Origin of the sequence: Vitreimonas sp. (assembly GCF_035627415.1) — a bacterium.
Lineage (GTDB): Bacteria > Pseudomonadota > Alphaproteobacteria > Caulobacterales > Aquidulcibacteraceae > Vitreimonas.
Map to the genome: position 1 here is coordinate 245,192 of NZ_DASPLU010000006.1, position 18,211 is coordinate 263,402.

Here is an 18,211-nt window from a genome sequence, read left to right on the forward strand (position 1 = left end):
TTCATAGCCCCAGAACGCCTCTAGGGTGCGTCGGGCGCCGCAGGCAATCTCCGCGCCAGCCCCGCGCATTGACTTACGCAGAACCCGCCCTTATTGACCCCGCTTCAATTTCCGCCCGGACATTTCGGTCATGAAAGTTAAGTCGTCTCTCAAGTCGCTGAAGGCCCGCCATCGGGCCTGCCGGGTGGTGCGCCGCAAGGGCCGGGTCTACATCATCAACAAGGTGGACCCGCGTTATAAGGCCAAGCAGGGCTGAATTGGGCCGTAATTCGAGCCCATAGGCGCCGTCGCCCCTCGCGGGCGTAGTGAAAATCAGTTAAACCTGACGCGGTTCATGATCGCGATGCGCCGTCTCATCCTTGCCGCCGCCGCAGCGTTGGCGCTCGCCGCCTGCGGCGCGAACGAGCGCGCCGCGCGCCACGATCCCGAGCTCGATCGGTTGTTCGTCCAGCTCGAACAGGCGCCGGACGCCGAAACCGCCGCGCCGATCCAGCAGGCGATTATGGCGAAATGGTCCGACTCCGGCTCGCCAACCGTCAACGTGCTGATCGAGCGCGCCACCGCCGCCGCCGCCGAAGGCGACGCAGAAATGGCCGAAGGCTTCCTCGATCAGGCTAGTGCGCTCGCGCCCGACTACGCCGAACCGTGGCGGCTGCGGGCCAACATCGCTTACGGCGCCGAGGATTATGCCGGCGCGATCGAGGCCATCCAAGAAACACTGAAGCGTGAGCCGCGCCATTTCGGCGCCATGGCGGGGTTGGGGCTCATCTACGAAGAGCTGGGCCAGCACCGCGCCGCACTCGAAGCCTTCCGCGCCGCGCTCGTCGTGCATCCGCACTACGAAGTCGCGCTCGAAGGCGTGCGCCGGCTGGAGCCGCGCGTCGACGGCCGCGACGCATGATCTTCTGGCTCGCCGCCGCCGCGCTCGCGGCGGCGCTTGCAGTGATTGCGCTTGCAGCGAATGCAGGCGCCTACACCCGCAAAGCCGAAGCGCGCTTTCCCGCACGCGGCCGCTTCGTCGAGGCGGAAGGCGCGCGCATTCATGTGCGCGAAGTTGGCCCTGAGCACGGCCCGCGCCTGCTGCTGATCCATGGCGCGAGTTCGAACCTGATCGAATTGTGGGGACCGTTGGCGGAGGAGTTTTCGCCGATCCACCGCGTCGTCGCCTACGATCGCCCCGGGATGGGCCATTCGACGCGCCCGCGCCGCAGCGCGCACACTATGGCCTCGCAAGCGCTCGTCGCTGCGGAAGTGCTGAAGCAGACCGGCGGGCCCGCGCTCGTCGTCGCGCACTCGCTCGGTTCTGCGGTGGCGCTACGGCTCGCGCTCGATCATCCGCACCTCGTCATCGGCCTCGTGCTCGTCGCGCCCGCGAGCCATCCCTATCCCGGCAAACCGGCCTGGTGGGCGCGCCTCGCATCCACGCCGCTGATCGGCGATCTCTTCACGCTGCTCATTCCGTGGCTTGGGCCCATGCGCAGCGCCGCCGCTGTCGCCAACAATTTCTGGCCGCAGCCGGTGCCTGTGAATTACCTCGACGAAGCCGCCGTGCCGCTGATCTTCCGCCCGGCGGCGTTCAAGGCCAGCGCGCTCGATGTCTGCGCCAGCAACGTGGAGTTCGGCGCGCAGCAGCCGCGCTACGGCGACTTGCTCACACCTACGGTCATCATCACCGCGGAGAAGGACCGCATCGTCTCGCCGAAGCGCCACGCCCGCGCCCTCGCCGCCGATCTACCCGCCGCTGAACTGGTGATCGCGCCCGACGCCGGGCATATGCCGCACCGCCTGAGGACAGACTTAGTCATCGCCGCGATTCGGCGTGTCAACGAGCTGACGGCAGCGCCGGCCGAAGGCTAACCTTTCTCAACGATTCGATTCTCGAAACGATTGAGGGTGGGCGCCATGCCGGATTTTGGTGGGACGGATACGGTCGTCGCGACGCAATCGCTGACGCAAACCGCGCAGGAAAAACTGCGCCAGCTCGTGGCGCGCATCGAGCGGCTCGAGGAAGAAAAGAAGTCGATCTCGGACGACATCAAGGAAAGCTACGCCGAAGCGAAAGCGGTCGGCTTCGACAGCAAAGTGCTGCGCCAAGTGATCCGCATCCGCAAGCAGGACCGCCAAGAGCGGGAGGAGCAGGACCAGATCCGCGAGCTTTATCTGCACGCGCTGGGCGAGATTTAGGGGCTAGGGACTCGGTGCTCGGGACTAGGATCGCAGCGGCTGCGATTGCGCCCCTAGCGCCCAGTCCCTAGAACCTAGTCCCTACAATGCCCCGCGAGATTGATCGCAAGCAGACGCGCAAGGCGCTGCGGATCATCCGCAAGCTCGCCGCCAAAGGCAGCGCGCCGGAGACGATCGATCCCGAGACCGGCGAAATGAAGCCGGGCGAAGGCAAGGTCGATTATTCGTCGTGGGAGAACGAGTTTCTCACCGAAGTCGATCAACGGCTGGAGAAATACGGCTCCGCGTTCGCCGACCTCAGCAAAGGCCGCAAGGAAGACGCCCTCTCGGCGCTGCAAACCGTGAAGCTCAAGGAAATCGCCGCCAAGGCGCGCGGAAAGCCGCGCAAAGGCCTGACGACGAAAAAGCCGCTGGGTTGGAAGCAACGCCAGCGGCCCAATCGGTCGGACGATGAATAGCGCTCAGCCAGCCGCCGCGCGCTCTTCCAGTCCGTATTCGCGCAGCTTGCGATAGAGCGTCGACCGGCCGATGCCGAGGCGCCGGGCCACTTCACTCATGTGCCCGGCATAGTGATCGATCGCGAGTTCGATCAGGTCGCGCTCGATTTGTTCGAGCTGGCGCAGGTGACCTTCGCCGTCGAACACAGCGACAGGCGGCGTCGGCGTCGCAGCGGCTTCCGCCACAGCTTGCGTGAACGCAGCGTGCGCGGCGGTGACGTGATGATCGTTGGCCGGCGGCGACACTTCGACCGGCAGCGCATCGTTCGCCGCCGTCAGCGGCTTGCCGCCCCAGATTTGCGGGAAGTCTTCCGGCTGCAGGAGGTCGCCTTCGCACAGGATTACGGCGCGGAAGACGCTGTTCTCGAGCTGGCGGACGTTGCCCGGCCAGTCATAGTCGAGCAGCATCTGCATCGTCGCAGCGGAGGCGCCGCGCACATTGCGGCCTTCTTCGGCGTTGAAGCGGGCGATGAAGCGCTGCACTAGCGAACCCAGGTCTTCCTTCCGCTCGCGCAGCGGCGGCGCTTCGATCGGGAAAACGTTGAGGCGATAATACAAATCTTCACGGAACGCGTTGTCGGCGACCAGCTTCGCCAAATCCTTGTTGGTGGCGCTGATGATCCGCACATCGACCTTCACCGGGCGCTTGCCGCCGACCGGGTCGACTTCGCCTTCCTGCAGCACGCGCAGCAGTTTCACCTGCATGTCGAGCGGCAGTTCGCCGACCTCATCGAGGAACAGCGTGCCGCCGTGCGCTTCGACGAACTTGCCCGCGTGATTGTCGGTCGCGCCGGTGAAGCTGCCCTTCACGTGACCGAACAGAATGCTCTCGACCAGGTTCTCAGGGATCGCGCCGCAATTGACCGTCACGAACGGACGGCCCGCGCGCTCACTCGCGCCCTGGATCGCGCGCGCCAGCAATTCCTTGCCGACGCCGCTCTCGCCGGTGATCAGCACCGGAATGTTCGACGCCGCCGCGCGCTTGCCCATGCGCACCACCGGCCCCATCACCGGCGCATTGGCGACCATGTCGTCGAATCCCATCTGGCCCGAGGCGCGCTTCTTCATGCGCACGACTTCGGTTTTGAGGTTCGACATTTCGAGTGCGTTGCGGATCGACACCATGATCCGTTCCGGCGAGGCAGGCTTGACGAAAAAGTCCGTCGCGCCGGTCTGCATCGCCTGCACCACCGTGTCGATGCCGCCCGAGGCGGTCAGCACGATGCACGGCAGATCGCCGCGGCGCATACGGATTTCCTTGAGCGCCTCCTGGCCGCTCATGCCGGGCATGACGAGATCGAGCAAAACGATGTCAATGTCGGCGTGCTTATCGACCGCCTCCACCGCCTGTTGGCCGTTCTCGGCCGCGCGTGTCAGGAAACCGTTGCGCTCCACAGCCGCCTGCAACAGACGGCGCTGCGCCGGATCGTCATCGACGATCAGGATCGTCTTACCCATGTCATACCCACCGTTTTTCGCCGCGTTTCTCTGACGGAAACGCTGATCGTTGGCGGGACCATAACCACGAGATGTTCAGGTCGCGTTAAAATGGCACACTCAGGCGCGATTTTCGTAAGCCTTCGTAGGCCTTAGATGAACGCGGTGTTCACCAAGAAGCGAGTGGCGAATAGCGAATGGCGAATAGGGGTTTAATCGGTCGCGTAGGGTCGGGTCGTCCCTATTCGCTATTCGCTATTCGCCACTCGCCATGAGCGAAGCGAAGGACCCCGAGCGCAACCGTATTACCGCACGCATCGGGCGCGTGGCGAAAGTTGGCGCGAACATGTCGGGCGCCGTCGCCGCGCGCGTGACCGGCGCGGATCAGGCGGCGCTGGCGCGCGCGCTGCGCAAGGCGCTAGGGCAAAGCAAAGGCCCGCTGATGAAAGTGGCGCAGCTGCTTTCGACCATCCCGGACCTTCTGCCCGAAGCCTACGCCGAAGAATTCCGCAAACTGCAGGCGCACGCCCCGCCTATGGGCTGGCCATTCGTGCAGCGGCGCATGCGCGCCGAACTCGGCGAGAACTGGGAAACCAAGTTCGCTTCGTTCGAACGCGACGCCGCCGCTGCGGCGTCGTTGGGCCAAGTGCACCGCGCCGTCGCCCACGACGCGCGCGCCCTCGCCTGCAAGCTGCAATATCCCGACATGGCGAGCGCAGTCGAAGCCGACTTGAGCCAGCTCAAGACCCTGCTCAATCTGTTCAAGTCGATGGACAAGACCATCGACAGCACCGAAGCGATCGAAGAAGTCGGCGAACGGCTGCGTGAAGAGCTGCAATACGATCGCGAGCTGAAGCACATGCGACTGTTCGCGCTGATGCTGGCGGACGAGCCGCGCATCCGAACGCCCGAGCCGCTGGAAGAGCTTTCCTCCAAGCGCCTGCTCACCATGACCTGGCTCGAAGGCCGCGGCCTGATGCATTGGCTCGAAGAGCCACAGGAGGTCCGCAACCGCATCGCCGAGCTGCTGTTCAAGGCTTGGTGGGGACCGATGACGCATTATGGCGTCATCCATGGCGACCCCCATCTCGGCAATTACGCCCTCACCGACAACGCCGAACGGCTGCATCTGCTCGATTTCGGCTGCGTTCGCATCTTCCCATCGCGCTTCCTAGAAGGCGTGGTCGGCCTATGGCGCGGTCTCAAAGCCGAGGACATGGATCAAGTCGCCCACTCCTATGAGATCTGGGGCTTCAAGAATCTGAACGCCGAGCTGATCGACGCGCTGACGATGTGGGCGCGCTTCATCTACGGCCCGCTGCTCGACGATCGCGTCCGCACCATCGCCGACGACGTGCCGCCCTCCATGTACGGCCGGCGCGAAGCGTTCGAGGTGCGCAAGCGCTTGAAGACGCTCGGCCCCGTCCTCATTCCGCGCGAATTCGTGTTCATGGACCGCGCCGCCATCGGCCTCGGCGCCGCCTTCCTGCACCTGCACGCGGAGCTGAACTTCGGCCGCATGTTCGCAGAAAGCGTCGAGGGCTTCACCCCCGACGCGCTGGCGCAGCGTCAGGCGGAGGCGTTGCGGCAGGTCGGCCTAGCCTAGGACGATTAGCACGCCCTGATACGCCGCCAGCGCCGCAACCAGCGAGGCCTGCGCGCCAGCGCGATAAATGACGGACGACGAGCCGTTCCAGCATGAGGCCAGCAGTGCGACGCTGCCGAGCGCGAGCGCGGGCGCGACCCAGAACGCGGCTGGCAGCGGAATGAACAGCGGCCAGGCGATCAACGACATCCCGTGCGCCGCCGCCATCACGCTGCAGCCGTAGGCCGCGCGCCTTTGGGCCTCGACGAAGGTCGCGCACGCTAGCAACAAGGCCAGCGCCAGCACGGGAGCGCCCGCAAGCAGCTGGCTCCACATGTCCTGACGGCCCATGGCCACCGCCATGACGAAGCCGATCAAGCCGCCGAGCCCAGCGGCTCCGACCAGAAAGACCAATCGTTCCGAACGCAAAAAATTGGCGCGCGGCGGGCGCGCCGGCGGCTCCACGCGCTGCAGCGGCAAGATCGTTTCGTGAGCCATCGTCCTCAGCCCGCGCCGAAGCGCGATCCCTGTTCGGGCACAAGAACGACTTGCGACTTTTGTTGTTCCGGAAATCGCCGCTCGCCTTGCGCGAACGCGCTTCGATGTGCGTTATGGCTCACAGGAGGGCGCAGCGACGTGGAAGCAAAATACGCACTGATCACGACCCTCGTGGGCGCGATCGTGCTGGCGTTCGTCCTCGGCATGATCGCCCAGCGCTTCCGCCTCTCCCCCATCGTCGGCTACCTGCTCGCGGGACTTTTCGTCGGCCCGTACACGCCGGGCTTCACCGGCAATGTCGAACTCGCGCTGCAGCTCTCCGAGATCGGCGTGATCCTGCTGATGTTCGGCGTCGGCCTCAAAATCTCGGTCGACGACATCTGGTCGGTGCGCTGGGTGGCCGTGCCGGGCTCGGTCGTGCACACGATCGCTTCGGGCGCGCTCGGCTTTGGCGGCGGGGTCGCGCTCGGCCTGCCCTGGCTCGAGAGTCTTATCCTCGGCGTCTCGCTTTCCATCGCCAGCACCATCGTCTTCCTGCGCGCGCTGGAGGACCGCAAGCTGCTGAAGACCGAGACCGGCCGCATCGGTGTGTCCTGGCTGCTGATCGAAGATCTGCTGATCGTCCTTGCGATCGTCGTGCTGCCGGCGCTCGTCTGGGCGATGTCGGCGCAAGGCGCGAGCCTCTCGCCGTGGCTCATCGCCGGCGCGCTCGGCGTCACCTTCGCCAAGATCGCCGGCTTTATCGCTTTGATCCTCGTCATTGGCGCGCGCGTCTTCCCTTGGCTCATCATCCAGATCGCGCACACCAAGTCGCGCGAGCTCTTGTCGCTCGGCACGCTGGCGCTGGCGCTGGGCGTCGCGTGGGCCGCCTATTTCTGGTTCGACGCCAGCTTCGCGCTGGGCGCCTTCCTCGGCGGCCTGGCGCTCAACGGGACCAAGTTCAGTCACAAGGTGGCGGAGGATTCGCTGCCGCTGCGCGACACCTTCGCGGTGCTGTTCTTTGTCGCCGTCGGCATGCTGTTCGACCCCGGCGTGCTGCTACGCCAGCCGCTGGCGGTGGCGGCGATCGTCGCCATCGTCGTCGCCGGCAAAGCCGGGCTCGCTTACGTGCTGATGCGCTGGATGAATCAGCCGCCGCACGCCAGCGTGATGCTGGCGATGGGCCTCGCCCAAATCGGCGAATTCTCGTTCGTGCTGGCGGGGCTCGGGCTTCAACTCGAAGTGATGTCGCGCGAGACCTACAATCTGATCCTCGCCGCCGCGCTCATCTCGATCGCTCTGAACCCGTTCCTGCTGCGGCTAGCCCCGCCGATTCCAGTCGAGAAGCGCGCGCCCGAACCGGCGCCGGGCGAAAGCGTCGCCTAACGGAGCGCTTTGCGGATCACGAGCTTCAAGCCCGACCAGGTTTCGTCCACCGCGCACACCTTCACGTCGACCAAGCCCAGCGGCAGCGCGATGGCGCGGATCACGTCTTCGGTGATGTCGGTCTCCATCTTCGACGCCTTCTTCGGCCACGACACCCAGATCACGCCATCGGGCGCGAGCTTGGCGCGCAGGCCCTCCAGCTCCGCCGCAAGCTTGGCCGCCCTGGTGTGGAAGATGTGCGCCGCCGCCAGCGCTTTCGTCGGCCGCGCCAGGTAGCGCGGCATCACCTGCGCATCGAGCTCCGCCTTCACCGCAGTTGGCATGCCCGAGACCCAAAGCGGCGCCCCCGGCTTGAAGCCCAGCTTCTTCGCCAGCGGCGTCCCTGCGTAACCAGCCGGCATTGCAGCCCTCCTCCTGCGACGCGCGACGGTGTACGGGAACCGGCCTCTCTCGACCACGGTTTCCCATCGACCTTGGGAGCACGCCCGATGGACGAGGATCCGGTAACCATCCGCGTTCTGTTCGAGGAGCCGGATGGCGATCTCGACGCGCTCGAGACCTGCCCCCACTGCGGACAGGGCTTCGATAGCCGCGAGCTGGCGGCCGTCCTCCACCACCGCCAGCCTGAGCATGGGCCGCTTGAGGCCCAGTAAGCCGCCTTGCCCTCGGGGGCGCTTTCCGCTATCAGCGCCGCTTCAATTTTTCCCCAGGAACCCGGTCATGAAGTCCGAAGGCCATCCCGACTACCATTTCATCACCGTCCAGATGACCGACGGCACCACCTTCAAGACCCGTTCGACCTACGGCGAGGAAGGCGGCACCCTGGCGCTGGAAATCGACCCGAAGTCCCACCCGGCCTGGACCGGCGGCAGCCAGCAGATGCTCGACCGCGGCGGCCGCGTCTCGCGCTTCAACGACAAGTTCGGCGGCTTCATGAAGAAGAAAGAGGGCTGAGGCCTTCCCGGCAGTCGGCAAGCGGCAGCCGGACGCAGCAAATTCAAAGGGCGCTGGTTGGTCCAGCGCCCTTTTCGCATTCCAATTGCCGACAGCCGATTGCCGACTGGCGCTCTTAGCGCTTGAACGCCGCCTGCAGCTTGGCGAGTTGGTCCGAGACCGGATTCGCCGTCTCGGCCGCGCCGCCTTCGTACATGCTCTCGTCCAGCCGGCGCACGCGCTCATAAATCGCGCCGCCACGGATGATCAGCGATTTGAGCGCTTCGGGCAGGTCGTCCGAACCGGCGAACGTCGCGCCCGGCTGCGCATCGCGGGCGATCAGGCGATATTTCTCGCTCGCCGCTTCCGCCATCTGGATCTCGCCATCCCGCACAGCGCGCTGCACCAGGAGCCAGGAGGCCACCTGCATCAGCCGCGTCGTCAGCCGCATGCTCTCTCCCGCATAGGCCAGTGCGGCGGCGCGCGAGAGGCGCTTCGAAGCGGCGCGACCCGGGCCGTCGAGATAGGCCGCGGTTTCCTCAACCATGGCCATGCCTTCTTTGAAGGTGCGGTCGAACAGCTCGCTACGGGCGAAATCCAGCGCCCGCTGCGGGTCAAAACCGCTCCTCATTGGGGAAGCTTGCATCGTATCGGTCATGGGCCCGTGAAATCGCAAAGAGCGGGCCGCCTGCCCGGGGCGGAAGTTCCTATGCTTAAGACGGCCGAGCGCCGAAGACGGAGTCCGCGGCCGCGCGCTGGGCCCGCTTTGCCTGAATGGCTTTTTCGCAAGCCGTAATTTCGGCCTTGAGACGTTCGACGCGATCCTCCAGATCATCGATCGAAGCGTTTTCGAGCTGCGCCTCGAGCGACAGCGGCTTGCGAACCGCGGCAGCGAAGGGATCGTCGTCGATCATGGGGCCAACCTCCTGGGGATAGCATAACCCGGATCGGCCCGGAGTTTAAGGGAGGCGCGTGTGCTGAAACCGCAGACGATGCGACGTGTCGCGCACGCGCCCGATCGGCCGCTCACTCTTGTCACAGACGATGTTCCCCGGCCCGGCCCGCATGAAGTACTGATCCGCGTCGCCGCCGCTGGGGTCAACCGGCCGGACCTGACGCAGCGGGCCGGCCACTATCCGCCGCCGCCCGGCGCGCCCTCGACGCTCGGTCTCGAAGTCGCAGGCGAGATCGTGGAGCTGGGCTCGGGCGTCACCCGCTGGCACGTCGGCGAGCAGGTGGCGGCGCTGCTCGCGGGCGGCGGCTACGCCGAGTTCGCGCTGGCGCACGAGGGCGCCGTGCTGCCGATCCCGTCGGGGCTCTCGCTGGTCGAAGCGGCGGCGCTGCCGGAAACCGTGATGACGGTGTGGGCCAATGTGTTCGACACTGCCGCCCTCTCGCCGGCGGAAACGCTACTCGTACACGGCGGCGCCTCCGGCATCGGCACGACGGCGATCCAGATGGCGAAGGCGCACGGCAGCCGCGTCATCGCCACCGCCGGCGACGACGCCAAGTGCAAGCTCTGTCTCAAGCTCGGCGCCGACCGCGCCATCAATTATCGCACCGAGGATTTCGAGCCGATCGTGCGCGATCTCGACGGCGCCGACGTTGTGCTCGACATGGTCGGCGGCCCCTACGTGCAGAAAAACCTCAACGTGCTGAACGATCACGGCCGCTGCGTGATCATCGCTTTCCTGCAGGGCCCACAAGTCGAACTCAACCTGATGCGGCTGATGCTGAAGCGTCTCACGCTTACGGGCTCGACGCTGCGCTCTCGCTCCGTGGAGGAGAAGGCGCGCATCGCCCGCGCGGTGGAAGAGCGCGTATGGCCCTGGATCGAGGCTGGCAAAGTGAAGCCGGTGATCGACTCAACTTTCACCCTGAACGAAGCCGAATCCGCCCACGCGCGCCTACAAAGCGGCGAACACGCCGGGAAGATCGTGCTGACTACTTAGGGGAGTTGGGAGTTGGGAATAGGGGGTTGGGTTCGCAGCAACCCCTAATCCCAATTCCCAACTCCCTATTCCCTCGTTCAAGGCTTAGCCCCGCCCGACTCCACGTCCTCGTTCTTCTTCGTGCGCTCGGCGCCGCCGAACACGTCCTCTTCCTCGATCGGGCGTTTGGGTTTGCGCGTCGCATCCGTGCTGCGCGTCTGGCCGGATTTGACGCCGGTCTTCGCACTCGGCGCCGGTTCGGGCTGGCGGGGTTCAGCCATGGGGGAACTCCTCTGCAATCAGGACAAACCGCCCCGCGCGCCATGATGTTCCGGAACGCGGAGCCGCGCTCTCCGTTCATGTCGCACACGGGAGAGCCTCATGCCGAAAGCGAGCAGCGCAAAGCCGCAGAAGACCGGCGCGAAACAGCGCGCGATCCAACGCCAGGTCGATGCGAAGACGGCTACCAAGAGCGCGAAAGCCGCCGGCAAGGGCAAGAAAAACGGCAAGAGCGCCGAAGAGAAGCCAATGCAGGCGGGTGCGCGCCGCTACCCCGAGCCGCCAATGCCGGCGCAGCATCTGCAGAAGCCCGGCAAGGAAGCGGTTCTGGATTTGCAGCCGATGTACGACGCTCCGTTCTACAAGGGGTCGGGTAAGCTCGACGGCATGACGGCGCTGATCACCGGCGGCGACAGCGGCATCGGCCGCTCCGTCGCGGTGCTTTACGCGCGCGAGGGCGCGGACATCGCCATCGTCTATCTCGAAGAGCACGAAGACGCGGAAGAGACCAAGCGCGCGGTCGAAGCGGAAGGCCGCCGCTGCATGCTGATCGACGGCGATGTGAAGGACCGTGACTTCTGCTTCGACGCGGTCGAGCGCGTCGTCGACGAGTTCGGTCAGCTCGACATCCTCGTCAACAACGCCGCCTTCCAGATCCACACGGTCGAATTCGAAGAAATCACCGACGAGCAGTTCGATGAGACGCTGAAGACCAATCTCTACGGCTATTTTCACATGGCCCAAGCCGCGGCGACGCACATCCGGGAAGGTGGTTCGATCGTCAATTGCGGCTCCGTCACCGGCATCGAAGGCAACAAGGATCTGATCGATTATGCGATGACCAAGGGTGGTATCCACGCCTTCACAAAGTCGCTCGCCGGCCACCTCATCCCGAAAGGCATCCGCGTCAACGCCGTCGCCCCCGGCCCGGTCTGGACGCCGCTCAATCCGGCCGACAAGCCGGCAGAGAAAGTGAAGGAATTCGGCGCCCATTCGAAGATGAAACGCCCGGCCCAGCCGGAAGAAATCGCACCGGCCTTTGTCTTCCTCGCCAGCCCGCAAATGTCGAGCTACATCACCGGCGAGATCCTGCCGGTGATCGGCGGATACTGAGCGCGGAGAGCGAGATGATCATCGGCGCGCACGCCATCCTCTATTCCAAGGACGCCGAGGCCGATCGCGCCTTTCTGCGGGACGTGCTGAAGTTCGACCATGTCGACGCCGGCGATGGCTGGTTGATCTTCGCGCTGCCGCCGGCGGAAATTGGCGTGCACCCGCACGAGCGCAACGATGTGCACGAGCTTCATTTGATGACTGACGACGTCGCAGCCGAAACCGCGCGCCTCGAGGCCGCCGGCGTCGCCTGCGATCCGATCCAAGATCAAGGGTACGGCCTAGTCACCGCGCTCACCCTCCCCGGCGGCGGCAAATTGGGGCTCTACCAGCCCCGCCACCCGCTCGCGCACGGCTGATCCCGTCCTCAATGATCGCGCAAGCAAAAGGGCCGGCGCACTGAACGCCGGCCCCCTGTTGATGCGCCGGAAGACGCTTACGACCGAACTCGCCGGAAAGTCTCCTAGTTCGCCGGCGCTGGCGCCGCGGCTTCCGCAGGCGCGGCCTCCGCCGGCGCTTCGGCCTCGGGCGAAGCCGCGGGAGCGTCAGCCGTAGCCGCCGCATCCGCTGGCAACGAGACCACGGTCGCCTCCGCCGGCGGCGGAACGGGCGTCAGCGCGAGGTGCAGCGGATTGGGCCGCAGATCGTTGGTCGCGCCGCTCGTCGCGTCGACGCCGACGCCGATCAGGCCGCCGATCAGCACGTTGCCGGCCATGCCCGCACCGCCCGCGGTGGAGAACTCGCTCTGGACCGTCGCCTGCGCCGGCAGATAGCCGTCCAGCGTCGCAGTGACCGTGAAGCCGTGCTTCCGCTGCATGCGGAAAGTGCATGGCGTCGCCGAACACTGGAAGCCGTTGCTGGTTTCGATCGCAGCGCCGCTCGGCGTCGATTCCACGGTGAAATCCTGGGCTGTGCCACGCGTAATGGTCGCACAACCAGTTGCAGCCGCACTCAGGACGAGTGCGAGCGTCGTCATTGCCAATCTCATTGTAGGTTCCTCCCCCGGCGCCATCCCAAAACGAGGGCTGCGCTTCTGGCAAGGAAAAAGTTCCCGCTGCCGCACAATTAGGGCTGCGCGCCCGTTTTCTTTCAGCCGCCGCCGCGCTATATCCGCCACAACTGACCTCGTCCGCGCCCGGATGCGTCAGCCCGTTGCACCAGATGGCCTGAGCGCCTGGCGACGACGCCGGGCGCTTTTGCATATCTGGAGCCCGTCATGACCTCGAACGTCCTCATGCCCAAGGCCACCGCCGTGTGGCTGATCGAAAACACCTCGCTCGCCTTCAATCAGATCGCCGAGTTCTGCGGCCTGCACCCGCTTGAAGTGCAAGGCATCGCCAACGAGGACGTCGCCAAGGGCATTCGCGGCGTCGATCCGATCGCCGGCGGCTTCCTCTCGCGCGAGGAGATCGCCAAGGGCGAGGCCGACGAGACCTACAAGCTGAAGCCGCTCGAGCAGAAGCGCATCGATCTGCCGCAGGTGAAGAAGCGCGGCGCCCGCTACACGCCGATCGCCCGCCGCCAGGATCGCCCGGACGCGATCGCCTGGTTCTTGAAGAACCACCCGGAAGTGCCGGACTCCAAGATCGTCAAACTGATCGGCACCACCAAGGCGACGATCGAGCAGGTGCGCAACCGCACGCACTGGAATTCCAACCAGATCAAGCCGGTCGATCCCGTCACGATCGGCCTCTGCACCCAGATCGAGCTGGACGCCGTCGTCTCCGAAGCGGCCGCCGCCAAAGCCCGCTCGGACGCCCGCCGCGCCAAGGAAGAAGCGAAGACGCTGAAAGCCGCGCAAGAAACCGTGCCGCCGGAAACGTACGAGCAGGGCGAAGGCTGAGCGCGCTCCGCTAACGCCGCCACACCTGCCGCAACACGCGATCGCGCCCGCACGCGGCGCGATACGCGGCGTAGCGCGCGGGATTTCGCCGCGCGTAGTCGCGGTGATATTCCTCCGCTTCGGTGAAGCGTCCAAGGTCCAGGATCGGCGTGATCACACGACCGTTCACGCGCCCGCTTTCGATCACCGCGCGTTTGCTCGCTTCCGCATCCGCGCGCTGCTCCGGCGTCACGAAGATCGCCGGCCGGTAGCTCGAGCCGCGATCGCAGAACTGGCCGCCATTGTCGGTCGGGTCGGTGAAGAGCCAGTAGCGATCAACCAGCTGGCGATAGCTGATCACGCTCGGATCGTAGCGCACGCGCACGGCCTCGTAATGGCCAGGATGGTTCTCGTAGGTCGGGTTCGCGTTGCGCCCGCCGGTATAGCCGCTCATCACTTCGACGACGCCCGGCAGCGCGCCCATGTCGTGCTCCATGCACCAGAAGCAGCCGCCGGCGAAAACAGCCTCTTCCAGCCCAGCGCGTGAGGGCGGCGTCGTCCGTTGTGATTGCGCCGCCGTGTCCGGCGGCGAGCAGGCGAACAGGAACAAGAGGCTGGCGATGATGGAACGACGAAGCATGCCTTTTATACGGTCTGATCATGTGAACGGTTTCAAGCAACCGCTGGCGACCCTCGCCCGTATCACCGGGCAAGCCGCAAGGAGCCCGCCATGAAGCTCGTCCCCGCCCTGATCGCTTCCGCCCTTATCGGCGGCGGCGCCGGCGTCTACGCCTACGCCCAGAACCAGAACGCCCCCGCCGCGCGTGAACGCTCGGCCAACGCGCTTGAGCGCCTGCGCGACTGGGTGATGGAGCGTGGCGGCACCGAGCGCGCGTTCGATAACGAATACTGGAACCACCATGAGCCCGGCATCTATGTCGAAGCGCGCACCGGCGAGGCGCTGTTTGCATCCACCAACAAGTACGACAGCGGCTCCGGCTGGCCGAGCTTCACGCGGCCGATCAATCCCGACGCCATCGTCTTGCGCGAGGATTACGCCATGGGCATGCGCCGCATCGAAGTGCGCTCGCGCGAGGGCGACCACCATCTCGGCCACGTCTTCGACGACGGCCCGCGCGGCACGGGCGGCCAACGCTTCTGCATCAACAGCTGCGCTATCCGCTTCATCCCGCGCGACCAAATGGAAGCGCAGGGTTACGGCCGCTATGTCGCCATCGTCGACGGCGGCTAGCGCTCAGGGATCCTGATAGCCCTCGGCGCGCAGCGTCAGCCCGCTTCCGCGCGGATCGCGCGCGAAGAAGAGGCCGCCGCGGCGCGTCGAGTGCGGCGGCAAATAGTCGAGCGTCGCCGTGCGGGTTTCGCCGCCGGCCTCGCCGCTGATCTCCACCATCGCCGCTGTGGTGTCGCCCTCATTGCGGGCCACGAACTCGACGACATAGCCGCCGCTCACGCTGGCGACGCGCTCCACCGCCACGACCACGCTGGGCGGGCTGCTGGGATCGCTCGTCGCGTTCATGGCGAGCACCGCGAGCATGGCGCAGAACAATAGCGCGCCGGCCCCGCCGACCAGCCATTCCAGCAGCGGCGTCGCCTGCTCGGCGGATTTGCGCTCAGTCACGCTGTTCAACCACAACGCGATGCGCCAGCCCCGCCCCAAGCACCGCAGGGAACGACAGCACCACCACGAACTCGGTCAGCTCAGCTAAACTAACATGATCGGTGCGTCCGAACGTCCACAGCAGAAACAGGCTCGCCAGCGCGCAGAGCGCATAGCCGGCGCAGGTGAATCGGATCAGCACCGAGAAGAACCCGGCCTCTCCGCGCCAGTCGCCGTTGCCCGGCAGCTCGGTCCAGAACAGCAGCGCGTGCAACGCCGCGAGCGAGACGAGCGCCAACGCCAGCGACTGCCAAGGGCTGAGCTGAAAGGCGATCAGGATCATCTCCTCCGTCGGCGCGACATTGAGCGCGACGAACAACGCACCGATTGTCATCAGGAAGAGGCGCGCGAAATAGGAGCGTTGCAGCCGCCTATCCTTGTCCTCGACATGCTGCTCGCGCCCGAGCTGCTTGTCTGCGAGCAGAGCGCCGATGCCGGCGGGAAAGGTCACCGCCGCAATCTTGCCGACGATCTCGTCCAGCGGCTGCCCTGGCGAGAACACGCCCAACAGCAACAGCACGATCGCGCCGGCGACCGCGGCGATGGCGATCGCCGCGAACGCGTCGAGCACATGATCGACGATGCCGAAGGCGCGCTCGAACCCTGCGAAGTAAGACAGCGCCACCAGCATCGGCAGCGTGACGATCAGCAGCGCCGCCAGCCGCATGCGATCCGCCGTGAAGCCGAGCCACCACATCTCCATGGTCATGAACAGCGGCAACGCGAACAGCACCGCGCCGACCAGGGCGCGGCCGAGGTCGCGGGCGTACTCGGCGCTGCTGACGTTCACGCCAGCCAACGGTAACGACGTGCGCGAAGTTCCCTAGCGGCGGTCCTTCCCCTGCTCGACCAGCACTGCGAGCCGATCCTGCACCCGGAGCGAGGTCATCCAGATTTCGCCCAGTAGGCGCAGCACCAGGATCAGCGCCGCGCCGGCGCCGAGGATGGCTATTGCGCTCATCAGCGCGGCGAAGAAGTTCGGCGTGTTGATCGAGGTCAGCACGGCCAGCGCGCCGAGCACGGCCAAGAGCGCCATGACGCTCGAGACGATCTGGAACACGACCGTCATCGCCGCAGGCGTCAACGCCTGCTCGAAAGAAAACAAAGCCCGCATGCGCGCTCCCGCAAGAGCGGGAACGCTAGCGCGCGCTCGCCACAGGCTCAATCTCGCGCGCCGCGAGATTGAGATTTTCGCGCGTCAGCCGACGCTCGCGCCGGCTAAGCGAACCTGTCGTTAATGATGATCCATTTCCTGTCGGAGGTATTCGATTTCTTCTTTGAGCTTCAGTTTCTGACGTTTCATCGCGCTGAGCTGCATCATATCGACGGAAGGCCGCTGGGCCTCAGCTCTGATGATCATGTCGAGATCCCGGTGCCGGGCGTCGAGTTCGCGTAGCCGCTGCTCGATAGCCATCGAAGGCGCCTCCTTTAGCTTGGGCGAGTCCGAGCATGCGCCCCTTTTTGGGTGTTGTCTCCTTACATCGCACACAAAATTAGTCATAATCCCAGTTGCGGTCTTCGCGGCCGCGAAATCCGGCTGAGTCGCGCCTTTACAGCGCCCCTCGGCCATGGCTTAGCTCGCCTTTTCGCGGACCAGCGGGGGCCCGCGGCGAACCTGGAATTCGCGCGCATGAGCGCCGGCGACGACGACCAATTCGACATTACCGAGACCCCGGAAAAGCGGGCGCTCAAGGTGCGCCTGGGAGAGCTGCGCGAGGAACATCGCGCGCTCGACAGCGCCATTCTGGCGTTGCAGGAACAAAGCGCCGGGGACGCGCTGCAACTCGCACGGCTGAAGAAGCGCAAGCTCGTGCTCAAGGACCAGATTCAATGGATCGAAGACAGGCTGACGCCCGACATCATCGCTTGAGGCGGTGGCTGACAGGCGCGGCGATGCTCACGGCGCTTCCGGGCGCCGCGTTCGCGCAGGACGCCGACACCAAGGGCGTGTTCTCGCTCACGGTGGAGAACGACAGCCTCTCCTCCGGCGCCGACCGCAACTATACCTCCGGCATCCGCCTCGGCTACGTCTCGCCCGCGGAAGGCGCGCCCGATTGGCTCGACGGCGCCGGCGGCTTCACGCGCGCGCTCTCGAATTCCGATCCGGACTTCTGGGGCTTCGCCATCGGCCAGTCGATCTTCACGCCGGAAGACATCAACGCAGTCCCCGCCCCGCCTGACCAGCATCCCTACGCGGGCTGGCTCTACATGCAGATCTCCGTCGGGGCCGAAGAGGATCGGCGCGATGGGCGGGCGCCGCGCTTTCTCGACACCTACGAACTCGAACTCGGCATCGTCGGCCCCTCCGCGCTCGGCGAGGAAGCCCAGCGCGGCATCCACGAATGGCTCGGCGCGCCCGATCCGCAAGGCTGGGACAGCCAGCTAGAGGACGAAGTCGCGTTCGCCGTCTCGTTCGACCGCCGCTGGCGCGCGCTCCGGGTGTTCGGCGACTATTTCGGCGGCCTCGAAGCGGACCTGACGCCCAGCGCCGGCGCCTCGCTCGGCACATTGCGCACCGAAGCGCGCGTCGGCCTCGCCGCCCGCGTCGGTCAGGGCATAGACAGCGATTACGGCCCGCCGCGCGTCAGGCCTTCACTCGCCAGCGTCGAGCATTTCCGCGGCGGCAATCTCTCCTGGTCGCTGTTCGCCGGCGTGCAAGGCCGCGCCGTCGCGCACAATCTCTTCCTCGACGGCAATACGTTCGAAGACAGCGCCTCGGTCGAGCGCAATCCGTACGTGCTCGACATGCAGACGGGCTTCTCGATCAGCGCCGGCTCGCTGCGCTTGGCCTACACCTATGTCTGGCGCACCGAAGAGTTCGAAACTCAGCCCACGCGCCAGGATTTCGGCGCGCTGTCGCTGAGCGCGCGCTTCTAGGACGGCCGTGCA

General features: G+C 65.8%; 28 protein-coding genes. 16 read left to right on the forward strand and 12 right to left on the reverse strand.

Going from position 1 to position 18,211, the window contains the following annotated elements; genetic code table 11:
- Nucleotides 1–130 precede the first annotated feature (130 nt).
- The 5 genes from ykgO (at nt 131) to VEA80_RS04410 (ending at nt 2,642) form a co-directional block, all read left to right on the forward strand.
- Complete coding sequence (ykgO, locus tag VEA80_RS04390) at nt 131–256, forward strand: type B 50S ribosomal protein L36 (RefSeq protein WP_322810119.1); 126 nt, start codon at nt 131–133, stop codon at nt 254–256.
- A 78-nt stretch (nt 257–334) separates the two neighbouring features.
- Nucleotides 335–901, forward strand: coding sequence for a tetratricopeptide repeat protein (locus VEA80_RS04395; protein WP_325059480.1), 567 nt, complete (start codon nt 335–337; stop codon nt 899–901).
- A complete protein-coding gene (locus tag VEA80_RS04400; protein WP_325059481.1) occupies nt 898–1,857 on the forward strand; it encodes an alpha/beta hydrolase in 960 nt (319 codons plus the stop codon). Before VEA80_RS04395 ends, VEA80_RS04400 begins: the two co-directional genes overlap by 4 nt.
- A 45-nt stretch (nt 1,858–1,902) precedes the next feature.
- Nucleotides 1,903–2,184, forward strand: a complete 282-nt coding sequence (locus tag VEA80_RS04405) for a DUF2312 domain-containing protein (protein ID WP_325059482.1) — start codon at nt 1,903–1,905, stop codon at nt 2,182–2,184.
- An 86-nt stretch (nt 2,185–2,270) separates the two neighbouring features.
- On the forward strand, nt 2,271–2,642 hold the full coding sequence (locus VEA80_RS04410; RefSeq protein ID WP_325059483.1) for a hypothetical protein: 372 nt from the start codon (nt 2,271–2,273) through the stop codon (nt 2,640–2,642).
- Between the two features lie 3 nt (nt 2,643–2,645).
- Here VEA80_RS04410 and VEA80_RS04415 read toward each other — a convergent pair whose 3' ends face one another.
- A complete protein-coding gene (locus VEA80_RS04415) occupies nt 2,646–4,139 on the reverse strand; it encodes a sigma-54 dependent transcriptional regulator (RefSeq protein WP_325059484.1) in 1,494 nt (497 codons plus the stop codon).
- Between the two features lie 250 nt (nt 4,140–4,389).
- On the opposite strand from VEA80_RS04415, the gene VEA80_RS04420 reads away from it, so the two are divergent.
- On the forward strand, nt 4,390–5,724 hold the full coding sequence (locus tag VEA80_RS04420; protein ID WP_325059485.1) for an AarF/ABC1/UbiB kinase family protein: 1,335 nt from the start codon (nt 4,390–4,392) through the stop codon (nt 5,722–5,724).
- On the opposite strand, the gene VEA80_RS04425 is transcribed toward VEA80_RS04420, so the two are convergent.
- Nucleotides 5,716–6,201: a hypothetical protein gene (locus tag VEA80_RS04425; protein ID WP_325059486.1), complete on the reverse strand. Its 486-nt coding sequence runs from the start codon at nt 6,199–6,201 to the stop codon at nt 5,716–5,718. The genes VEA80_RS04420 and VEA80_RS04425 overlap by 9 nt on opposite strands.
- 138 nt (nt 6,202–6,339) lie before the next feature.
- Between VEA80_RS04425 and VEA80_RS04430 the strand changes: the two genes are divergently transcribed.
- Nucleotides 6,340–7,566 carry a cation:proton antiporter gene (locus tag VEA80_RS04430; protein ID WP_325059487.1) on the forward strand — a complete coding sequence of 409 codons (1,227 nt, stop codon included), beginning with the start codon at nt 6,340–6,342 and terminating at the stop codon, nt 7,564–7,566.
- Here the strand turns inward: VEA80_RS04430 and VEA80_RS04435 are convergent.
- Nucleotides 7,563–7,967 carry a hypothetical protein gene (locus tag VEA80_RS04435; RefSeq protein ID WP_325059488.1) on the reverse strand — a complete coding sequence of 135 codons (405 nt, stop codon included), beginning with the start codon at nt 7,965–7,967 and terminating at the stop codon, nt 7,563–7,565. The genes VEA80_RS04430 and VEA80_RS04435 overlap by 4 nt on opposite strands.
- Before the next feature lie 87 nt (nt 7,968–8,054).
- Here VEA80_RS04435 and VEA80_RS04440 point away from each other — a divergent pair, with 87 nt between their 5' ends.
- Nucleotides 8,055–8,219, forward strand: a complete 165-nt coding sequence (locus VEA80_RS04440; RefSeq protein WP_325059489.1) for a hypothetical protein — start codon at nt 8,055–8,057, stop codon at nt 8,217–8,219.
- A gap of 67 nt (nt 8,220–8,286) precedes the next feature.
- Entirely contained in the window at nt 8,287–8,520 is a 234-nt protein-coding gene (gene rpmE, locus VEA80_RS04445; RefSeq protein ID WP_325059490.1) for a 50S ribosomal protein L31, read from the forward strand.
- Nucleotides 8,521–8,635: 115 nt separating this feature from the next.
- Here rpmE and VEA80_RS04450 read toward each other — a convergent pair whose 3' ends face one another.
- Together VEA80_RS04450 and VEA80_RS04455 are read right to left on the reverse strand one after the other, a co-directional pair.
- A complete protein-coding gene (locus VEA80_RS04450; RefSeq protein WP_325059491.1) occupies nt 8,636–9,130 on the reverse strand; it encodes a DUF1465 family protein in 495 nt (164 codons plus the stop codon).
- Between the two features lie 82 nt (nt 9,131–9,212).
- Complete coding sequence (locus VEA80_RS04455) at nt 9,213–9,413, reverse strand: DUF1192 family protein (protein ID WP_325059492.1); 201 nt, start codon at nt 9,411–9,413, stop codon at nt 9,213–9,215.
- Nucleotides 9,414–9,473: 60 nt separating this feature from the next.
- Between VEA80_RS04455 and VEA80_RS04460 the strand changes: the two genes are divergently transcribed.
- Nucleotides 9,474–10,451: an NAD(P)H-quinone oxidoreductase gene (locus tag VEA80_RS04460; protein ID WP_325059493.1), complete on the forward strand. Its 978-nt coding sequence runs from the start codon at nt 9,474–9,476 to the stop codon at nt 10,449–10,451.
- Nucleotides 10,452–10,528: 77 nt separating this feature from the next.
- On the opposite strand, the gene VEA80_RS04465 is transcribed toward VEA80_RS04460, so the two are convergent.
- On the reverse strand, nt 10,529–10,711 hold the full coding sequence (locus VEA80_RS04465; RefSeq protein WP_325059494.1) for a hypothetical protein: 183 nt from the start codon (nt 10,709–10,711) through the stop codon (nt 10,529–10,531).
- A 100-nt stretch (nt 10,712–10,811) separates the two neighbouring features.
- Here VEA80_RS04465 and VEA80_RS04470 point away from each other — a divergent pair, with 100 nt between their 5' ends.
- Nucleotides 10,812–11,822 (forward strand): SDR family oxidoreductase, encoded by a 1,011-nt coding sequence (locus VEA80_RS04470; protein WP_325059495.1) that lies wholly within the window; start codon nt 10,812–10,814, stop codon nt 11,820–11,822.
- 14 nt (nt 11,823–11,836) lie between these two features.
- A complete protein-coding gene (locus VEA80_RS04475; RefSeq protein WP_325059496.1) occupies nt 11,837–12,181 on the forward strand; it encodes a hypothetical protein in 345 nt (114 codons plus the stop codon).
- A gap of 104 nt (nt 12,182–12,285) precedes the next feature.
- Here VEA80_RS04475 and VEA80_RS04480 read toward each other — a convergent pair whose 3' ends face one another.
- On the reverse strand, nt 12,286–12,798 hold the full coding sequence (locus VEA80_RS04480) for a translation initiation factor 2 (protein WP_325059497.1): 513 nt from the start codon (nt 12,796–12,798) through the stop codon (nt 12,286–12,288).
- A gap of 240 nt (nt 12,799–13,038) precedes the next feature.
- On the opposite strand from VEA80_RS04480, the gene VEA80_RS04485 reads away from it, so the two are divergent.
- A complete protein-coding gene (locus tag VEA80_RS04485; RefSeq protein WP_325059498.1) occupies nt 13,039–13,665 on the forward strand; it encodes a cell cycle transcriptional regulator TrcR in 627 nt (208 codons plus the stop codon).
- Nucleotides 13,666–13,675: 10 nt separating this feature from the next.
- On the opposite strand, the gene msrA is transcribed toward VEA80_RS04485, so the two are convergent.
- A complete protein-coding gene (msrA, locus tag VEA80_RS04490) occupies nt 13,676–14,284 on the reverse strand; it encodes a peptide-methionine (S)-S-oxide reductase MsrA (protein WP_325059499.1) in 609 nt (202 codons plus the stop codon).
- A gap of 90 nt (nt 14,285–14,374) precedes the next feature.
- On the opposite strand from msrA, the gene msrB reads away from it, so the two are divergent.
- Nucleotides 14,375–14,896 (forward strand): peptide-methionine (R)-S-oxide reductase MsrB, encoded by a 522-nt coding sequence (gene msrB, locus VEA80_RS04495; RefSeq protein ID WP_325059501.1) that lies wholly within the window; start codon nt 14,375–14,377, stop codon nt 14,894–14,896.
- Between the two features lie 3 nt (nt 14,897–14,899).
- Here msrB and VEA80_RS04500 read toward each other — a convergent pair whose 3' ends face one another.
- The 4 genes from VEA80_RS04500 to VEA80_RS04515 form a co-directional block, all read right to left on the reverse strand.
- A complete protein-coding gene (locus VEA80_RS04500) occupies nt 14,900–15,283 on the reverse strand; it encodes a hypothetical protein (RefSeq protein WP_325059502.1) in 384 nt (127 codons plus the stop codon).
- A complete protein-coding gene (locus VEA80_RS04505) occupies nt 15,276–16,112 on the reverse strand; it encodes a TIGR02587 family membrane protein (protein ID WP_325059503.1) in 837 nt (278 codons plus the stop codon). Before VEA80_RS04505 ends, VEA80_RS04500 begins: the two co-directional genes overlap by 8 nt.
- 33 nt (nt 16,113–16,145) lie before the next feature.
- Entirely contained in the window at nt 16,146–16,436 is a 291-nt protein-coding gene (locus VEA80_RS04510; RefSeq protein WP_325059504.1) for a hypothetical protein, read from the reverse strand.
- Between the two features lie 120 nt (nt 16,437–16,556).
- Nucleotides 16,557–16,736 (reverse strand): YdcH family protein, encoded by a 180-nt coding sequence (locus VEA80_RS04515; RefSeq protein ID WP_325059505.1) that lies wholly within the window; start codon nt 16,734–16,736, stop codon nt 16,557–16,559.
- Nucleotides 16,737–16,952: 216 nt separating this feature from the next.
- Between VEA80_RS04515 and VEA80_RS04520 the strand changes: the two genes are divergently transcribed.
- Both VEA80_RS04520 and VEA80_RS04525 read left to right on the forward strand, forming a co-directional pair.
- A complete protein-coding gene (locus VEA80_RS04520) occupies nt 16,953–17,192 on the forward strand; it encodes a YdcH family protein (protein WP_325059506.1) in 240 nt (79 codons plus the stop codon).
- Between the two features lie 23 nt (nt 17,193–17,215).
- Complete coding sequence (locus VEA80_RS04525) at nt 17,216–18,199, forward strand: lipid A deacylase LpxR family protein (protein WP_325059507.1); 984 nt, start codon at nt 17,216–17,218, stop codon at nt 18,197–18,199.
- The last annotated feature ends 12 nt before the right edge of the window (nt 18,200–18,211 follow it).

Bases quoted from the DNA above. Each gene is read 5' to 3' on its own strand.
- ykgO (WP_322810119.1), top strand. From the start codon at position 131: ATGAAAGTTAAGTCGTCTCTCAAGTCGCTGAAGGCCCGCCATCGGGCC.
- VEA80_RS04395 (WP_325059480.1), top strand. From the start codon at position 335: ATGATCGCGATGCGCCGTCTCATCCTTGCCGCCGCCGCAGCGTTGGCG.
- VEA80_RS04400 (WP_325059481.1), top strand. From the start codon at position 898: ATGATCTTCTGGCTCGCCGCCGCCGCGCTCGCGGCGGCGCTTGCAGTG.
- VEA80_RS04405 (WP_325059482.1), top strand. From the start codon at position 1,903: ATGCCGGATTTTGGTGGGACGGATACGGTCGTCGCGACGCAATCGCTG.
- VEA80_RS04410 (WP_325059483.1), top strand. From the start codon at position 2,271: ATGCCCCGCGAGATTGATCGCAAGCAGACGCGCAAGGCGCTGCGGATC.
- VEA80_RS04415 (WP_325059484.1), bottom strand. From the start codon at position 4,139: ATGGGTAAGACGATCCTGATCGTCGATGACGATCCGGCGCAGCGCCGT.
- VEA80_RS04420 (WP_325059485.1), top strand. From the start codon at position 4,390: ATGAGCGAAGCGAAGGACCCCGAGCGCAACCGTATTACCGCACGCATC.
- VEA80_RS04425 (WP_325059486.1), bottom strand. From the start codon at position 6,201: ATGGCTCACGAAACGATCTTGCCGCTGCAGCGCGTGGAGCCGCCGGCG.
- VEA80_RS04435 (WP_325059488.1), bottom strand. From the start codon at position 7,967: ATGCCGGCTGGTTACGCAGGGACGCCGCTGGCGAAGAAGCTGGGCTTC.
- VEA80_RS04440 (WP_325059489.1), top strand. From the start codon at position 8,055: ATGGACGAGGATCCGGTAACCATCCGCGTTCTGTTCGAGGAGCCGGAT.
- rpmE (WP_325059490.1), top strand. From the start codon at position 8,287: ATGAAGTCCGAAGGCCATCCCGACTACCATTTCATCACCGTCCAGATG.
- VEA80_RS04450 (WP_325059491.1), bottom strand. From the start codon at position 9,130: ATGAGGAGCGGTTTTGACCCGCAGCGGGCGCTGGATTTCGCCCGTAGC.
- VEA80_RS04455 (WP_325059492.1), bottom strand. From the start codon at position 9,413: ATGATCGACGACGATCCCTTCGCTGCCGCGGTTCGCAAGCCGCTGTCG.
- VEA80_RS04465 (WP_325059494.1), bottom strand. From the start codon at position 10,711: ATGGCTGAACCCCGCCAGCCCGAACCGGCGCCGAGTGCGAAGACCGGC.
- VEA80_RS04470 (WP_325059495.1), top strand. From the start codon at position 10,812: ATGCCGAAAGCGAGCAGCGCAAAGCCGCAGAAGACCGGCGCGAAACAG.
- VEA80_RS04475 (WP_325059496.1), top strand. From the start codon at position 11,837: ATGATCATCGGCGCGCACGCCATCCTCTATTCCAAGGACGCCGAGGCC.
- VEA80_RS04480 (WP_325059497.1), bottom strand. From the start codon at position 12,798: ATGACGACGCTCGCACTCGTCCTGAGTGCGGCTGCAACTGGTTGTGCG.
- VEA80_RS04485 (WP_325059498.1), top strand. From the start codon at position 13,039: ATGACCTCGAACGTCCTCATGCCCAAGGCCACCGCCGTGTGGCTGATC.
- msrA (WP_325059499.1), bottom strand. From the start codon at position 14,284: ATGCTTCGTCGTTCCATCATCGCCAGCCTCTTGTTCCTGTTCGCCTGC.
- msrB (WP_325059501.1), top strand. From the start codon at position 14,375: ATGAAGCTCGTCCCCGCCCTGATCGCTTCCGCCCTTATCGGCGGCGGC.
- VEA80_RS04510 (WP_325059504.1), bottom strand. From the start codon at position 16,436: ATGCGGGCTTTGTTTTCTTTCGAGCAGGCGTTGACGCCTGCGGCGATG.
- VEA80_RS04515 (WP_325059505.1), bottom strand. From the start codon at position 16,736: ATGGCTATCGAGCAGCGGCTACGCGAACTCGACGCCCGGCACCGGGAT.
- VEA80_RS04520 (WP_325059506.1), top strand. From the start codon at position 16,953: ATGAGCGCCGGCGACGACGACCAATTCGACATTACCGAGACCCCGGAA.
- VEA80_RS04525 (WP_325059507.1), top strand. From the start codon at position 17,216: ATGCTCACGGCGCTTCCGGGCGCCGCGTTCGCGCAGGACGCCGACACC.